General features: G+C 46.8%; 11 protein-coding genes. 3 read left to right on the top strand and 8 right to left on the bottom strand.

Going from position 1 to position 17,558, the window contains the following annotated elements:
- Nucleotides 1–111: 111 nt before the first annotated feature.
- The 3 genes from gap to H8S64_RS08925 all read left to right on the top strand — a co-directional run bounded on the left by gap (nt 112) and on the right by H8S64_RS08925 (nt 3,350).
- The gene (gap, locus tag H8S64_RS08915; RefSeq protein WP_118715487.1) at nt 112–1,116 is read left to right on the top strand and encodes a type I glyceraldehyde-3-phosphate dehydrogenase; all 1,005 of its coding nucleotides are present in this window, start codon (nt 112–114) and stop codon (nt 1,114–1,116) included.
- A gap of 121 nt (nt 1,117–1,237) precedes the next feature.
- Complete coding sequence (locus tag H8S64_RS08920; RefSeq protein ID WP_186975780.1) at nt 1,238–2,029, top strand: patatin-like phospholipase family protein; 792 nt, start codon at nt 1,238–1,240, stop codon at nt 2,027–2,029.
- Between the two features lie 10 nt (nt 2,030–2,039).
- Entirely contained in the window at nt 2,040–3,350 is a 1,311-nt protein-coding gene (locus H8S64_RS08925) for a DEAD/DEAH box helicase (RefSeq protein WP_186975781.1), read from the top strand.
- A gap of 347 nt (nt 3,351–3,697) precedes the next feature.
- Here the strand turns inward: H8S64_RS08925 and H8S64_RS08930 are convergent, their stop codons facing one another.
- From H8S64_RS08930 to H8S64_RS08965, 8 genes are all read right to left on the bottom strand, one after another.
- Nucleotides 3,698–5,008: a redoxin family protein gene (locus tag H8S64_RS08930; protein ID WP_186975782.1), complete on the bottom strand. Its 1,311-nt coding sequence runs from the start codon at nt 5,006–5,008 to the stop codon at nt 3,698–3,700.
- 12 nt (nt 5,009–5,020) lie between these two features.
- Nucleotides 5,021–7,345 (bottom strand): S9 family peptidase, encoded by a 2,325-nt coding sequence (locus H8S64_RS08935; RefSeq protein WP_186975783.1) that lies wholly within the window; start codon nt 7,343–7,345, stop codon nt 5,021–5,023.
- Nucleotides 7,346–7,363: 18 nt separating this feature from the next.
- On the bottom strand, nt 7,364–8,533 hold the full coding sequence (locus H8S64_RS08940; protein WP_186975784.1) for a thioredoxin family protein: 1,170 nt from the start codon (nt 8,531–8,533) through the stop codon (nt 7,364–7,366).
- A 19-nt stretch (nt 8,534–8,552) separates the two neighbouring features.
- On the bottom strand, nt 8,553–9,875 hold the full coding sequence (locus tag H8S64_RS08945) for a TlpA family protein disulfide reductase (protein WP_186975785.1): 1,323 nt from the start codon (nt 9,873–9,875) through the stop codon (nt 8,553–8,555).
- A 27-nt stretch (nt 9,876–9,902) separates the two neighbouring features.
- Complete coding sequence (locus H8S64_RS08950; RefSeq protein WP_186975786.1) at nt 9,903–12,293, bottom strand: zinc-dependent metalloprotease; 2,391 nt, start codon at nt 12,291–12,293, stop codon at nt 9,903–9,905.
- 25 nt (nt 12,294–12,318) lie between these two features.
- A complete protein-coding gene (locus H8S64_RS08955) occupies nt 12,319–14,838 on the bottom strand; it encodes a zinc-dependent metalloprotease (RefSeq protein WP_186975787.1) in 2,520 nt (839 codons plus the stop codon).
- A 136-nt stretch (nt 14,839–14,974) separates the two neighbouring features.
- The gene (locus H8S64_RS08960; RefSeq protein WP_099293071.1) at nt 14,975–15,922 is read right to left on the bottom strand and encodes a hypothetical protein; all 948 of its coding nucleotides are present in this window, start codon (nt 15,920–15,922) and stop codon (nt 14,975–14,977) included.
- A 15-nt stretch (nt 15,923–15,937) separates the two neighbouring features.
- The gene (locus H8S64_RS08965) at nt 15,938–17,557 is read right to left on the bottom strand and encodes a RagB/SusD family nutrient uptake outer membrane protein (RefSeq protein ID WP_186975788.1); all 1,620 of its coding nucleotides are present in this window, start codon (nt 17,555–17,557) and stop codon (nt 15,938–15,940) included.
- Nucleotide 17,558 lies beyond the last annotated feature (1 nt).

Here is a 17,558-nt window from a genome sequence, read left to right on the forward strand (position 1 = left end):
TAACTAATCCAAAAGATTTTTGTTTTTCATTTTTTTATCCATACTTTTGTGTGAGTTTACGACATTAAACGAGAGAGTTAACATCATTATTAATCAAATAATAAAAGAAAAATGTCAAAAATTAAAGTTGGTATCAACGGATTCGGACGCATCGGTCGTCTGGTTTTCCGTGCTGCAATGACGAGAAACGATATTGAAATCGTGGGTATTAATGACCTAATCGACGTTGATTACATGGTTTATATGTTGAAATATGACACCATGCACGGTCGTTTCAACGGAACCGTTGAAGCTAAAGACGGCAAACTCGTGGTGAACGGCCACGCTATCCGCGTTACGGCTGAAAGAAACCCGGAAGATTTGAAATGGAATGAAGTAGGCGCGGAATACGTGGTAGAGTCTACCGGACTTTTCTTAACGAAAGAAAAAGCGGAAGCTCACTTGAAAGCAGGTGCTAAACGCGTGGTTATGTCCGCCCCGTCAAAAGACGACACCCCGATGTTCGTCATGGGAGTAAACAACAAGTCATACGCGGGACAAGCTATCGTTTCCAACGCTTCTTGTACCACGAACTGCTTGGCTCCGTTGGCTAAAGTACTTCATGACAAATTCGGCATCGTTGAAGGTTTGATGACTACCGTACACGCCACGACCGCTACCCAAAAAACAGTTGACGGTCCTTCCATGAAAGACTGGAGAGGCGGACGCGCGGCTGCAGGAAACATCATCCCGTCTTCTACCGGGGCAGCGAAAGCCGTGGGAAAAGTAATCCCGGAATTGAACGGCAAATTAACCGGTATGTCATTCCGCGTTCCGACGTTGGACGTATCCGTGGTTGACCTGACCTGCCGTCTGGAAAAAGCAGCTACCTACGACGAAATCAAAGCTGCGATGAAAGAGGCTTCTGAAAACGAATTGAAAGGAATCCTCGGTTACACCGAAGAAGAAGTAGTATCATCAGATTTCTTGGGAGATGCCCGCACTTCTATTTTCGACGCGAAAGCAGGTATCGCATTGAACTCCAATTTCGTGAAACTCGTATCTTGGTACGACAACGAATGGGGTTACTCGAACAAAGTACTCGAGTTAATCGCTCACATGGCTACTGTAAAATAATAAAAAGGGGCTATCGCCCCTTTTTTAGTTCATAAAGTTTATAAGGTTCATAAGGTTTATAAAGTTTATGGAATCCCATCACCTTATGAACTTTATAAACCTTATAAACTTTACAAACTCAATGAATCAAGAAAAACGTCCATTCCATATCGGTTTGGCATTAAGCGGAGGAGGAGCCCGAGGATTCGCCCATCTGGGAGTATTCAAGGCAATGCAGGAGTTAGGAATCAAACCGGACATCATATCCGGAACCAGCGCGGGAGCAATAGCGGGCGTCATGTTCGCTTCCGGGCACACGGCAGAGGAAGGCGTGGATTTTTTCAAGGGGAAAAAACTTCTCGACTTTGCCCGTCCTCTCGTGTCTAAAACCGGGATAATGAACATGAACGGAATGGGAAAACGATTATCCGAATTTATTCAAGCAAAAACATTTGAAGACCTGCAAATACCGCTGGTCGTCACGGCCACGAACATGAACTTGGGAATACCCACGCACTTCAACAGCGGCGAGCTTGTACCCCGTGTATTGGCATCCTGTTCCATACCTATCGTGTTCGTACCCGTCAATATTGACAACCACCAGTATTCCGACGGGGGTGTTTTCATGAATTTTCCCGTACGCCCTATTCGTGACCTTTGCGACATCGTCATCGGGGTGCATATCGACCCGTTGGAACCCAGCAACCATATCAAAAGCATCGTGCATCTTGCCGAACGTTCGTTTCACATGGGTATCCTGTCTAACATGAGTATCGACACCCAACTCTGTGATATCGTCATCGTTCCCCGGCATATCAGCCGTTTCAGCATGTTCGACCTCAACAACGTCGAGGACATCATGGAAGAAGGCTACAAACAAGCCAAAATAGTCTTCGACCGTCCAAGAGTCAAGAAGAAATTGAAAATAAACTAATTTACGATTTATGATTTACGATTTACGCTTAGCGCTCGAAAATATCGGAATCACCTCTTTGAACGAGATGCAGGAAGCATCCTTGAGAGCCTACAAGCAATCAGATAATATCATCCTGCTCTCTCCTACCGGCTCGGGTAAAACGCTCGCGTTTCTACTCCCCTTGATAGAGTCATTAGACACTGAAAAAAACGATATACAAGCCTTGATTCTCACCCCGGCACGGGAACTCGCCATGCAGATAGAAAACGTTTTCCGCTCCTTAAAAAGCGGTCTAAGAGTGGTTTGTTGCTATGGCGGTCATGACATCAACGTGGAAACCAGAAGTCTTGCCCACGCTCCCGCTTTACTTATCGGAACCCCGGGGCGTATTCTCGACCACATCGAACACGGAACAATAAATATCAGTACCGTTTCCACCATCATACTGGATGAATTTGACAAATCGTTGGAGTTCGGTTTCCTCGGTGAAATGGAACGTATATTCTCATACCTCCCGAATCTTCATAAACGGGTTCTCACTTCCGCCACAAACGTGGTCGACATTCCGGCTTTCACGGGAGTCGTTTCTCCTTGCACGTTAGATTTCCAACATAACGCGGCTCCCGATTTGACTGTCAAATCAGTCTATTCGCGAGGAGAGAGCAAACTCGACACGCTATACAAATTACTCTGCGAACTGGACGAAGCACCCGTTCTTATATTTTGTAACTTCCGGGAACGGGCAGAGGAAGTCAGCGATTACTTGTGGGAGCGGGAAGTGGACAATCAATTCTTTCACGGGGGAATGGAACAGGACGAACGGGAACGGGCTCTATGCAAATTCCGCAACGGAAGCACGAACATATTCATATCCACCGATTTGGCATCCCGCGGCTTGGATATCCCGGAAATAAAATACATTATCCACTACCACCTGCCCAAAAAAGAGGACGCTTTCATACATCGCAACGGCAGAACGGCACGCATGAACGCCTCCGGTACCGCCTTCCTCCTGTTTGACGACGAAGACGAACTACCGGAATACCTGACGGAAGCACCGGAAACATTCTCCCTGACAAGGAAAAACTCTTCCCCCGCAACTCCCCGCTGGACAACCCTGTACATCGGGAAAGGCAAAAAAGACAAAGTGAACAAAATGGATATCGTGGGTTTCCTCTGCCAGAAAGGACAACTTAAAAAAGAGGACATCGGTAAAATCGAAGTCAAAGATTATCACGCCTTTGTCGCCGTACGGCGAGGCAATATCCGTCAACTACTCTCCCGCGTCCGAAACGAAAAAATCAAAAACATGAAGACCAAAATCGACATCGCGAGATAAAGAAGACGCCATCGGGCTACTCCCGCGCACCCTTTACAGGGAACCTTCTCCCACGCTTCCCCAGACCATGAACGTATCATCTTCGAAGCATGAACGTATCATGGACGACGACGTGCGTTTATGATACGTTCGTGAGGCGAAAGTGTTGTACTTTTAAGGTTAAGCAAGAGTAACTCTAGAATAGCGTAACCATTTAGGTTTGATACCTCCCCGTGTAATGTCCTACAATTCTCACACTACCGTTGTTCACTCTATCGGCAGTATCTCAACAGCGTCTGAACAACGAGAGAAAAACGAGTGAAGGAGCCTATTTCAGCAGAAATGCTCCTTCCATATAACCGTTATTCTTACAACAACAAGCCGTCCAACAATTCCACCGTGGCGGGGTCGGAAGGTCGGGTAACGTTCGCGTCAAACACTTTACCCTCTTTATCAAGGATAATAAAGCGAGGAATGGCGTTTATCATGAAAAGGTCGGAAAACTCGGAATACGTGGGAACTGTCTTGATGAGCTGTACACCACCGAGCTTTTGTTCTTTCACCATGTTTTTCCATTTATTACTATCGCTATCGCTGGATATGCTGACAAAAACGATGTCTTTTCCTTTATACTTGTGTTCCAACTGTTTCAATGCCGGCAATTGTTGCTTGCAAGGACCGCACCACGTTGCCCAACAATCGATATACACGTACTTGCCCTTGAATTCTGATAGCGCAACTTCCTTATCATCAATATCCAGAAAAGTAAACTCGGGTATGGATTGTCCTTTCGCCACCCGATTCCATTTCACGTATAACTCCTCGACGGCTTGCCTTACCCGGGGAGAATGTACCTTCTGCCGGAACATGTCCATTAACCCGTCTATCGATTCCACCCCTCTTCTTTCCATGTATCTCGATAAAACGGAATTTAGCGCAAAATCGGCTACCGCCGTATCTTGAATATTTTGCACGATATATTCCAACTGTCCTTTAGCATAGCCGTAGGGGGTAGTTTGTCCTTCACCACCGATAGCATACAAACCATCCAATAAAAAGGCTTGATAATCCTCGGTCACGAGAAGATCCGGGTTTTCCTTTAATTGCTCTTTCAAATAAGGATAAAGAGCATTCCCCCATTTCTTGTAAACAGAAAAGGAACGCAGGACATTATAACGCTGACGCTCGCTCTCCAACCGGGTAAAATCGGGAGAAAGGGCAAGAGCCCGTAAAGCCTCCACCCGCTGACGTACCGTGTCGTCCAACAAGCGAATAACCTCGTCATCTTCAGACAAGTCATTCATAACACGCATATTAGGTCTTGTCTGTTCTTCCATATACTGATTTTCCCGTGCACACCCGCCCTCGAATGAATAACGGGAAACTCCGGGTTGCACATGACGGGTAAAACGGACGGTCAAATCTTGCCCCCGTTCCACGAATATCATTTTACCGGTGCGCCCGAATCGCAGCAACGCGTACCCCGAGGGCACATCCTCCAACTCGAACCGAATGGTATTCGCGGTATCACGCACCGCCTTCCATTCCTGATTTCCAATACTTAATAATGTTTCCGGCAATTCCATGTCCGGAGAAGTGAAGGATACGACGGTCCGGCGGGATTGACATCCCACCAGAAGCATCGTAAACACAAACATAAAAACAGTTTTATTAATCATCTCGTTGCTATTTTACTGGTTATACCCGTCCATCTCGGTAAAATTCTCGGAAGAGTAATCCCCCAAAAGGTGTTTCGCAAAATGGAACCATATTTTACGGCGCCAGAAGAGGTCCGCCGCTCCCCGGTACAAGTGTTTCTGCCCGGGCAAGACGTACATATCGAAATTCTTTCCGGCTTTCAATAAAGCATCTACCAGACGCAAGGTATGACCGGGATGCACGTTGTCGTCCTCGTCCCCCGTTACCACCAAGAGATGCCCTTTCAGATTTTTGACCAATTCCATGTTGGTCGGTACTTTACAAGTAAACACGGTATCTTTCCCTTTCACGGTCTGGGTTACCCCGTGGAAAGTTTCTCCCCACGCCTGATTGTACATGTTGTTGTCGTGATTACCGGAAGAGGCTACCGCCGCCTTGTAAAACTCGGGATAAGTGCAAATCGCCGCGGCGGACATAAAGCCACCGCCGGAATGACCGAATATGCCCACCCGATTGATATCAATAAACGAGTAGCGGGCAGCCAGTTGCTCCAACCCGTGCTTGTCGTCTGCCAACGCGTAATCCCGAAGATTCCCGTACCCGTAAGTACGGTAATACTTGTCCCGCAGGGGACTTCCCCCCCGGTGTCCCATGTTCACGACGATGAAACCGACTTGCGCCAATGCCGCGTTGTGATTACCCGTTGCCGTGAAATTCAAATCCATTGCCTCCTGCTGGGGACCGGGATAAACGTACGAGATAATCGGGTACTGACGGGTGGAATCAAAATCGAAAGGCTTCCACATCACCCCGTAAAGGTCCGTCACGCCATCGGCGGCTTTCACCGTGAATCGCTCCGGCATTTTCCATCCCATGGCATAGAGCGCACTCAAATCCGCTTCCGCCAAATCGCAAATCAATTTACCGTTTTTATCCCGCAACACGGAACGAGGTGCCAAATCCACCCTTGAATAATTGTCCACGAAGTAATTCCCGGACGGACTCATGACCACGTTATGGTTAGCGTCCTCCGGTGTCAACAGCTCCACCCGACCGTTTCCGTCTAAAGCGGCTTTATAAAGACAAGCGTAATAAGGATTCATGTCTTTCTCCCGCCCGTGTCCCGTGACATAAAGCTCCCGGCGATTCGTGTCGAGGCGGACGATTTTCTCCGCCATCCAGTTGCCGGAAGTAATTGCCCCGCGGTACTGTCCGTCAGCAGAGTACAAGTAATAGTGTCCCCACCCGGTACGCTCCGACCACCAGATAAATTCCCGGTCACCGTTCAGGAAGGTAATCGATTGACAGCGGTCGCTGAAATAAGGTTTGCACACCTCGTTCAGCACCACGGTTACCTCTCCCGTTTGCGTGTTCACCTTGCAAATATCCAACTCGTCGCACGTCCGGCGTGTGCGCTGCATGTACAGGTAGCGGCTATCTTTGGAAACGTATAATAATTTCACTTTCTGGTCTTTCCACTTCTCTAGAGCTACTTTCGTGACCTTTCCCGTTTCCGCATCTATCAAGGAAAGCTCGTATTGTGTCACCTTCTTGTCACCCGGCATCGTGTATTTTCCGCTACCGCTGACAGGTGTCACAAGACGAGGGCGTCCTCCCCCCGCGGAAGAAACCACAAGCAAAGTACCAATACCCCGGTTGTCTTCCCGTATCACGAACAAACGGCGAGTACCTTTCAGCCAACGGGCTTTCGTGGTGAAAATATCCACGCCCTCCCCCACTTCATTGTCCGAGTAAGAGAAATTCTCCATCCCGTCATCCGTGATACGCCGAGCCAAGGAATCCGGTTCATCGCCTTTCCGCAACCAGATGTTATGTCCCCGGGAAAACACCGCGTACGAGCTGTCCGGGGCATATGAATACATCAATGCCAAGCGATTGTACACCTTTCTATCAGTCGCTTTCACCTCGGGACGAGGAAGCTCGGAACATTGTCCCGTTGCCCGGTCATACTTGATAGTGACGCCTTGAACCATGAAAGAAAAACTCTTACCATCCTCGGCAAAGTTCGGCGTGATATTCAAATCTCTCGTGTTAAATGTCTTGTTCGTGATTTCACTGACCCGGGCAGCCATATCCTCGCTGTCGAACAACAATTGTTGTTTCTTGCTTTTCGGGTTCACGATGTAATAATTATTTCCCCGACTCGTTTTGTACGAGTACCAGAATTGCTCGCTATCCGGCAGGTAATTCGGTTTCACCTCCCGGGAGAAAACGACGCCTCCCATCTTGGAAACCAAGTACTTGTCCGCCAGTTTATAATTTGCTTTCTGTTGCCCGAGTACCGTGCCGGACAACAGAAAGCAAAACGAGCCTATCAATAGATTGTATAACCTCATTTTCAATGATTTTAGATTCTATCGACGATATCCCCGCATGGGTATTGTACTTCTTCCTTTACTACCTTTCCCACCGTTAAACGGCATATCCGATGTTTCCAAATCGTGTAATACGCTTTTTCCCTCCTCTTCAATCTCGGCATTAGGCTGTAATTCCAAAGCCCGCTTTACCCAAACGGCCATTTTCTCGCGTATCGCTTTATTTTTTCGTACCATGCGTTCGCCCAAGGTCGCCCAATTACATAATTCACGGGCATCCGCCTTTGCCAGACTCTGCTCGCCCAACGCGTAAGCCTCTTCATATTTACCGGCACGAAGCAGGATGATATAATCCACCTCCTGTTGCAACACTTTGTAATCCGGCAATTTACGTTCTTTCATCAGGTCGAAATAGGCTTGTTTTCTCTCCTCGTTTACCACCTCTTTCCGCCCTTGAGTATCGTACAGCGTCAACGCGCACCCTATACTAGCGTACAGGTTACGGATTTTTTGAAGTACCGCATATTCTCCATGTACCTTATATAATTTCTTGTATTCTTTCACGAAAGCGAGTGACAAAGGAGCATTGATATCCGCCGCACAACAAACAAAAGCATCCCAGTAATCTTTATCCCGCAGCACCTTACTTCCTTGTTCCTTGTAAAGTGTGTTCAACAGATTTTCCACGCCATCAGCACTATGCAAGGCAAGCATTTCATTCACATATTCTTTCAGAAAAGCCTCGTCCCGCTCACCCTTGGCAAAGCGTTCCTCGTAACCGTTGTGACCGATAGCTACCGCCTTTTCAGCCCGAGCGATAAAAGCATCCGCTTTCATTGCCCCCAAGCTCCGATGAGCCACGTATCCTTCACTCGTGACAAACAGGAACGTCGGATAGGCAACCACATCAAAACGTTTTTTCAATGCTATACCCTCTTCCCCTTTCTCCATGTTGCATTTCAAGTTGATAAAATGACGATTGAAATAATCGCCCACCTCTTTCAACGGGAAAATGGTCTTCACCATATTGGCACACGGTCCACACCAATCGGCATAGCAATCGATGAATATCATCTTTCCCTCTTTCTTCGCCTGTTGCAAGGCTTCTTCCCAAGTCCCGTGAAAAAATTGAATCCCTTCACTCTCTTGCGCACGAACGAATCCCGTGCAACTTACCGCTAATAACAGCATCCATAAAATCTTTTTCATATACATTGATTTTATCGGTTTATAATAATGCTTCCAATCTCTCTGCCGTCGCTTTATCGGAAGGACGAGTCATATTGGCATCAATGAATTTCCCCTCCCGGTCTAACAAGACGAAACGGGGTACAGACATCGAAGCCGGCATAAATATCTTCAACCAATCCCAATTCTCTCCCAAGTGCAACTGGATACCGCCCAATCCCATGTTCTCGATGGTCTGTTTCCACAATTCAATATCTTTATTCTTGTCGATGGAAAGACTCACGAATAGAATATCTTTCCCCTCGAAACGCTTCTCCAATTCCAACAGGCTGGGCATCTCTCCTTTACACGGTCCGCACCACGTTGCCCACATATCGATATAGACGAATTTCCCTTTCAAGTCAGCTAAAGTCACCATCTTCCCCGTGTTGTCCGCAAAACTGAAATCGGGACAAGGTTGCCCGGGAGCAATCCGGTCTGCCTTCTTGCATGCCTCGGCATAAAGTGCCAGACGAGCCGCATCTTTCACGTGCTGATTATAAATCTTTTCATAACGCTCGATACCCCGCTCGGCAAAGTGAAACAAGGTGGCATCCACCAAGTAGCCCACGATAGCCGGTTCTTGGAAATTATCGAAAATCATTTTCAAGCGGGCATCCGCCAAATCCTCCCCTTCCAAGGTTGACTTCGTTCCGTGCCCCAACCGCACCAACGTCCGGAGGTATTGCTCCAAGAACTCCCGGTAATTCGGTAAAGACAAATAAGTCGAATCCTCCACGAAACATTGACGTATAGTCTGTAAATACACGGCAGTATCCAATTCCCGCGTACGCAATACGGGAAACCACGTTTCCACTTGCAAACGCTTTCCTTCCCACGCTTTAAACGTGGCTGAATAGGAGGTTTTTTCCAGTTTCGCTTTGTTGACAGCCAATACCGAATCCGCTCTCCGGGCAATTACCTGTATATTGGGATTTTTATAATCAACGCGCACCACGTCATAAAACTTCACTTGATTCAAGAATTGATTTTCCTCACCCAAGGTTCCCCTGTACACGATTTCTTTCTCTCCTTTTTTCTGGCTATACGTCAAGGTCAATTCGTTTCCCGGCTCAAGAAAACACAACTTCGAATCGTGTTGCCGCACGGTAATTTTCGCATAAGCAGGCTCTTGTAGCTCCAACTCGATGTATCCTTTCCCGGTGGCAGAATCAATTCTTATTTCTTGATACTTAAAACCAATATTAATCCGGGGGTAAGTCCCGTCATAATCCCGGATATCGAACCGAATCGTTGTCTTTTCATCCTTAGTGCAAGCGATAAAAAACAACGCCAAAAATAAAGTCAGTATAATATTCTTCATAACTTTCAATTCAAGAAAGAATACAACTTATTTCATCGGTATTCCCGGTTGTTCTTTCGGCAACAACGCCCGTTTCAAATAGATACCCAAACCACGGTAATGTTGGCGGGTAGCGGCATCACCGTGCGTGCGTCCCAATCGCTCTATTGATTTCAACAATTGACTCATTCTCTCTATCAAATAATAAGAAAGGTCACCCGGATACTTTTCAACCTTAGCTCCCGTGTACAACTTCATAAAGCTCTTCAAGTATTCCGTCTGCATTAAAGCCGCGTAGGAAGTCACTTTCCTGCCCGCGCTGAAATTCAAAAATACATCCCGGTCAATCATGTTCATCATGTCCCCGTAAGTGTATCCCTTGTTACCTAATTTTCTTTCGGTCAACAACAAATACGCGAGTACTTCGGGATTATTCAATTTACCGAATACCCTCTCCAAGACATTCGTCATCAGTTCTCTTCCTGTAAACCCGGACACTTGTTCCATCAAAGGATTGTTCATCCATGCAGGAGCTCCCGCGAACACGTATTTCCCGATAAAACGCATCGCCTCCTCCTGCTGTGCCTTGGAAGCAAAATTCAACGGTTGCTCGTTATACCCGGCAATGATAGCTTCCGGGGTAACACTACCGATATAATCCAATGCCAGCGCCACATGATTCATGTATGCCGCATAAATCATCATAGTCAAGTCACCGTACGTTTGCCAAGAATCATCTCTGTCCAAACGCTCCGCAATACTTTCCATGGCAGGCAACAGCAATTTCAGATTCTTGATACCCATTTCGGCAGCCACCAGTTTATCCTGCGCCAAATCGAACTTGTTGGTCTTATAACCTTTCCGACCTTCAGGCATAAAACACAACGCAGTATTATCTTTCGCCTTTCCCGCCAAAGCCTTCAATGCTTTCTTTTCCGCTTGGACATCCAAGCCGGGATATTGACGATACCCCCACTCAATAGCCCAACGGTCATAATCGGAAGCCTTGGAGAACAAATCCCGCAACGGAATATTATCCCCCGGTTGCACGGCATAATTCACCCCGCATCCATCGGTCACGGAAGCCGAAATACCATGCTCCTTCACCCAAACGGCATCCCGCAATTGTGCTGTCGTGTATGCCATGCTTCCTGCCATATTAGGTACCAAGCCCAATATTTCACCCAAGTATTTAGAAGTCACGTAACGAGCAACCTCCCCCTGCACCACGGGCAAGGAATCCGTGAACACGGCGGGTTCATACGCTCCCAACCCGACGAAAGCACGCAACAGATAATCCCGTATATCAGAATTTCCGATACTGATATTGGCACACAATATCTCTCCCGTGCGAGGATTGGTTACCGTATTTACTTTTCTCGTGAACAATGCCCGCGAAAAACTAATCTGATGATAAGCGAAATAAGCCTCCGGCTCTCCCTCTCTCACTTGCAACACATTCTTGAACCCTGCTTGTTCGAAGCAACCGTTCCACTCTTCAATAGCCCGAACCACGGCAACCCGCAAAGCCGGGTCAACAGAACGGTCAAAATAAACGGCAATCGGCATCTTCGGTTCCACCAATTCACCCCGTTTGTATCTTTCCGTGTCTTCCGGTCTGATTTCCAGATTCCAACGACGCACAACGTACACCGCTTCCGCTTTATACGGGTTCCTATCAAAATCGTTAAAAGAAAGAGAGAGATACCCTACACGGGCATCTGCCTCCCGGTCGCACACCTGACGCTCGGGCAACGCCTGCAACGTCCACTCGATTATCACGGAATTGTGCTTGTCATATCCCATTTGCCCGGGCATCATGGGAGGCATATAGTCCGTCTGCGTATGCAAACTCATGAACTTCATACCGTTATCAATCACGTACACGCTATCCAATCCCGAACGTTCGGCTGTGGGACGGTTTACCCATTGCAAGTTAGGAAAAGCGAACAATTTGCCCGTGGCATTGACGTCCGCGGTAATATCAATGATATAACTTTTCTTGTCCTTACCGTAAGCAGCGATAGGATAAAAATAATCCACCGGTTCCAAAGCGGACGCCTCCACGGCTCCCGCCATCGCCCCCTCGGCGCGCTCCCTACAAAGTTGTTTCCGAACCTCCAAGCGGTCATTACGCCCCAAGGTGAAAACCAGCAGATCCGTTTTCGCAGATGCCGTCCCATTCCAAGGACCTTTCGAGATAATACCGCTCGACATCAAGTCTTTCCCTAACAATTCGGCAGGAATTTCCAGATAACATTTCTTGTCTGACTGGTAAACAGGAAACGTACCCTCTATCTTTCTCATCCCGTTCTTGAAGAAAGCCTCGTATGTCACGGGTGCCTTGCTTTTAGCCGCCGGAGCCGGTGTAGCCTTCTCTTGGGCAAATGCCATCCACGGCAAACAAAGCAACAGAAGTATGTAATAAAATCTATTCATCGTACTCTTTCTTAAATTCATCAACTTATTTCAACAAAGCATCTTTTTCACCCTTCAACCACATATCAATCATCCGAACGATTCCGGACAAATGGTTCTTCGTCAAATCATCTCCCGCCGATGCCAATTTTTTCTTCGCCTGAGCGGAAATCTTATCCAATTGGGCAACGAAAATCGCGATATGCTCCGGATGTTTTTCCAACGGGGCTTTATCCAAGAATTGGAATATCATGGTCAAATAAGTCGTCTGTTTCATCCGCTCGAAAGTTCCCAAAGTAGATTTAGAGGCGTATAAATCGTTCCAGACGGCATCATACAAGTCATCTGCCATATTTTTCAAGGTATAAGCCTTATCACCAATCAATCCCTCGTGTTTGACGAAATTAGGACCTTGCGCAAGCAAAGAACCAATCGTAAATTGCAACAACCGTTCTTTATAAACATCCCCGCCGACAGAAGTCACCGTTCCGACATGATTGTCAAACAACCAAGCCTGATTCGTGAAGTAATAGTCCTTCAAGAACTTCATCGCCTCCTGTTGTGTTTCCTTCGGCACCGGAGTGTAGGTGTGCAATTTTTCGGAACGTAAGGCTGCATCTTGGTAACGCCCGCCCATGTATTTCACGGCATGCATCATAAACATTCCGTATTGCCTTACCACCGCCTTATACTGGCTTTTCAGCACGGAGTAATCCTCGTCGTCGGCAGCGGCAGTCCACTCTTCGATATGTTTCATGATATATTTCAAATTCTTGATACCAAGAATATTGGCTTGAATCGTATTATCACTCAAATCCTCCGCTTGCAGGCGCGGGTCTTCCCGGTCAATTTCCGTACCGAACAACAATCGCGGGTTGGCTTTCCGTTGTGCGGTCACCCAATCCTTCAAATATTTCTCCTCTTCCTTTACCGTTTTGAATCGCGGGAAATAGCGATACCCCCAATCAATAGCGAATTCGTCATACTCACCGATTCTCGGGATTAAATCCTCCGGGTCGATATTATCTTCCGGTTGCGCAGCATAATTGAAACGCATATAGTCCATCACCGAGGAACCGTGCCCATGTTTCTTCACGAACTCCCGGTCGCGAATCTCATCCAATGAATACACCCAGCTACCGGCAAAATTGTGACGCAATCCTAACGTGTGCCCAATCTCGTGAACCACGATGTATTGCACCAGTGTACCCATCAATTCCTCGTCATACGGGAACTTACGTGCCAACGGGTTCACACCTGCCGTTTGAGCGAAATACCAAGTTTGAGCCAAACTCAATACATTGTGGAACAATCCCACGTGCGAACAGATAATCTCCCCAGAACGAGGGTCGGCAACATGCGGACCGTAAGCATTCGGAATCGGGGAAGCCTTGTAAGATATAATAGAATAACGGGCGTCCTCCGGCGAGAAGGTAGAGTCTTCCTCCGGGCGCGGCATCATTTTACCCACGATGGCATTTTTGAAACCAACTTTCTCGAACACGGGTTGCCATTCATTTACAGCGGCAATCACGTAAGGTTGCAGATATTTCGGCGTGTTGTAATCCACGTAGAATACGATTGGTTTCGCCGGTTCCACCAGCTCCCCCGCCTCATACTTCTTCATGTCTTCCGGTTTCGGCTCCAATCTCCAACGGCTTACCATTCCGATGACTTCCGCCTTTAACGGATTTTTCGCATAATCCATCATGGGATAAGCAAAATATCCTACTCGGTTATCGAAATAACGGGGCCGCATCGGCTCCTCCGGCAACAAATACCACGAAGCCGCCATTTCCCACGTGGTCGGATCCATTTTCGGAGCCTGCATTCCCGGACGCACTTTCGGCGCCTTCCCCGGGGCGTAACTCCGCACGGAACGGAATATGATGTTATTCGGGTAGCTGCTGATTGTAGTCGTGTATGACTGGTCTGCCTGATAAGCTCCCAAATTCAACATCTCGGCAGCACCTTTCAATGAGAAATAATAGTGATCGGACTTGTACAGATCCGTGATATCAATCAAAGAAGAGTTTTCCGATTTAGCCTTTATATCCAACCCGTTTACAATCGGCATCAAATTGGAAGCCTCAATAGCCCCGTACAAGGCATTCGCGGTATCCGGCATCACGGTTGTGAACAGAGGCTCGTGCAGATACATTCTGTCTTTCGGTCCTTTTTCAAAACGGATAACTTTGCTGTATAACGCATCACCACCATATCCCATCATATCCATGTTACTTCTTTGTGCTTTAGCGGAGCCTTTAATCAAGGAAACAAACACGAATACATCCCGTCCCAGTAATTCGTCCGGAATCTCCATGAAGTAACGGTCTGCTTGCTCGTACACGTTGAACATTCCCGCATGCTTCACGGCATTGGCTTTGATAAAATCTTTGATAGCCGGAATGCCTTTGGGTTTCACCTTCGTGCTGTCGACAGCAGCAACAGGCTGCCCCTTTTTCTTCTTGTCTTTTTTCCGCTCTGCGCCTTCCGATACCTGTCCCACCATCACAAGACAGAGCAATAACGCTAAAAATCTCATACTAATACTCATACTTTTCATACATTACATTGATTTACAAACATATATACAATCAAATCTCATGTTTTTGAAAGACATAAGGAGTATAAAGTGCATTTTTACACGCACTCTATAAACCTTATAAACTAAAAACACTCTATAACTATAAACTCAAAGATTATTCGAACGTAAAACCGTATGTTTCCAATTTCCGCTTCATCACCTCGTATTTCTCCATCACCACCGGATACTGACCATGTTTTGCAATAAATTCAGCTTCCGTACTGGCAAATATCTCTATACAATATTGCCTTACGTCTTGGCTCTTACTCGGTATTTGCCACATTCTTTCTGAAGTTCCGGTCGGTTTCGTATAAGTCCCGACAAAACCCAGTCCCCCCAACGTCTGCTCGGCAGCGGGAACGGTAAGTCCCGAATAGGCAGTATATACATAAGTTCCAATCGAAGTCGTCCCCGTTGAATACATTTTACTCTTATTTCCCGGATTTACCCGATAAGTTATCGCGTAAAAATAATCTTCCAGCCACTCGCCATCGGAAATGGCCAGCGTATTTGCCACCAAAGTTGCAAGGAAAACTCCCCTGTACAACTTTTGGTCCACTTTATCGAAATCCTTCACCTTACTCAACACGATTGTATTCAATCCCTTGTAAGCAATCGTATCTCCCGAGGGCGTTTTCAATGAATCCACCAAAAGAATACTCGGCACGTACACCGACTCCGGAACCCGGGGCAAAGCATCGGTTTCCAAAAAATCCAGAACAGGTTTCACCTTATCCCGATCACGCACCAAGGTATAGTTTGCCTGCAATTTACCGGGAGTCACACTACCCGGACTGTAAAATACCTGCAATACCTCGTAATAGGTGTAAGGTTCTCCCGTTGCCAAAGTATAACGCATTTCGCTACCAATCGTGTCATTGTAATACACGGGAACTCCGGTATTCCGGAATATCCTATACCGCTGAGCGTCGATCGGGTCATCGCTATCCTCCACCACAAGCCAATTGCGCTCGCCCCCGAAAGGTTTAAAATCATCATCATTGTCCCCGCAAGCCCATGCCAACAAGGCAAACAAACCTATAAGCCATATATATTTTCTCATCTCCGTACAATTTTATTATTCTACAACTATTTCTCTTGAAGGACGTACCTCGTTAGTCAACGTTCCCTCGTTGAACTCGATAGCGTATCTCGGGATAGGCAACATATAAGCAGCAGCATCCTGAGAATAAGGCTTCAACACGTAAGTACCCACCCGGTATACACCGCTTCCTTCCAGAAAATCGTAAGAAATATGGCGAATCTCCTTCTCGTAAGGATACACACTGTTCACGGCATAACGACGCAAATCAAACCAGCGGTGTCCCTCGAAACACAATTCCCGTCTACGCTCATCACGGATAAAGTTTACCAACCCTTCACCACTTTCCGTTACCGCTCCCGCCACTTTCAAACGTTTTTCTCTCAATTCATTTAACACTTCGATAGCCTCTGCATCACGCCCCAACAATGCCAACGCTTCCGCCTTGTTCAAGTAAACCTCCGGCACGCGAATAGCCATAATATCGGAAACCTCTTCCGCATTAAATTGAGTTTTCACGCATCGCCAACCGTTTCCGGGTGCCGGACGCTCGATGAAAAACGCTTTCAAACGCATATCATTATCATTCTCACCATAACAAGCCAACAAATCTTCCGAAGTCGTGTAACCAGAACTTATTCGTTGTTGATTCACACCACTACCAGACACCACAACCGGAGCATGAACCACTGCCATGATATTCGGTCCATGCGTGAAAATCACCTCGGGGGAAGTCACGTACACGGCACTACCGCGCTGGTAAGCCTTCAAATCCCGCAGGTAATAATCCGGATTCCCGATAACACTGTCGGCAGCCGCAACGGCAGCCTCGTAATTCTCCATAAAAAGATGTACGCGGCTCAACAAAGCGAAAGCGGCTGTCTGGTTTGTCCGGTACTTAGTCGTTTGCTCTATTCCCTGAAGCAACACGGTAGCTTGTTCCAGATCTTTCACAACTTGACGATATACCTCCTCACACGTTGCCCGACTGAAATATTTATCTTCAATCTCTTCCGATGTCTTCAAAGGAATACACGGATCAATAGAAGCAGATGCCTTCCGATAAGGCTTGCCGTATAAATTCGCCATATAGAAATAGTACTGCGCACGCAAAAAACGAGCTTCTCCTTCAACCTTATTACACAACACTTTATCATCTTCTTTACCGCGCATTTCATTGACCTGATAGATAACAGAATTCATCGCAGCAATACGTTTCCACATATTCTGCCAATTCCCATCATTAATCTCCGCATTTTCCGAATCATAAAAAGGATCCGGTTGCCAATGATGTAAATTAATGGCTTTCATGCGAATATAATTCTTTTCCGTGTTCACGATACTTTTTTCACAGAGCAAATATTCGGTCGCATCATCATCCATCAAATGAATATAAGGGAAATTATTTACAGGCATTTTACCCGTTACCGCATTCATATTCCATATACTACCCCACTTGTTCACACTAGCGGCATTCAGGGTATCTATTGAATTTCCTCCACTTAAATATCCTTCACCAATCAACAACTCGTTCAAATCCGCCACTTTCTCCACGTAGGCAAGATTCTGCGATTTCTCCTCAAGGAAATCCCCGCAAGCAGTAAACAATACCGGCAAGCAACTCATCAGACAAATATATAATATTCTACTCTTCATA

The sequence above is a fragment of the Butyricimonas hominis genome (assembly GCF_014287455.1).
Lineage (GTDB): Bacteria > Bacteroidota > Bacteroidia > Bacteroidales > Marinifilaceae > Butyricimonas > Butyricimonas muris.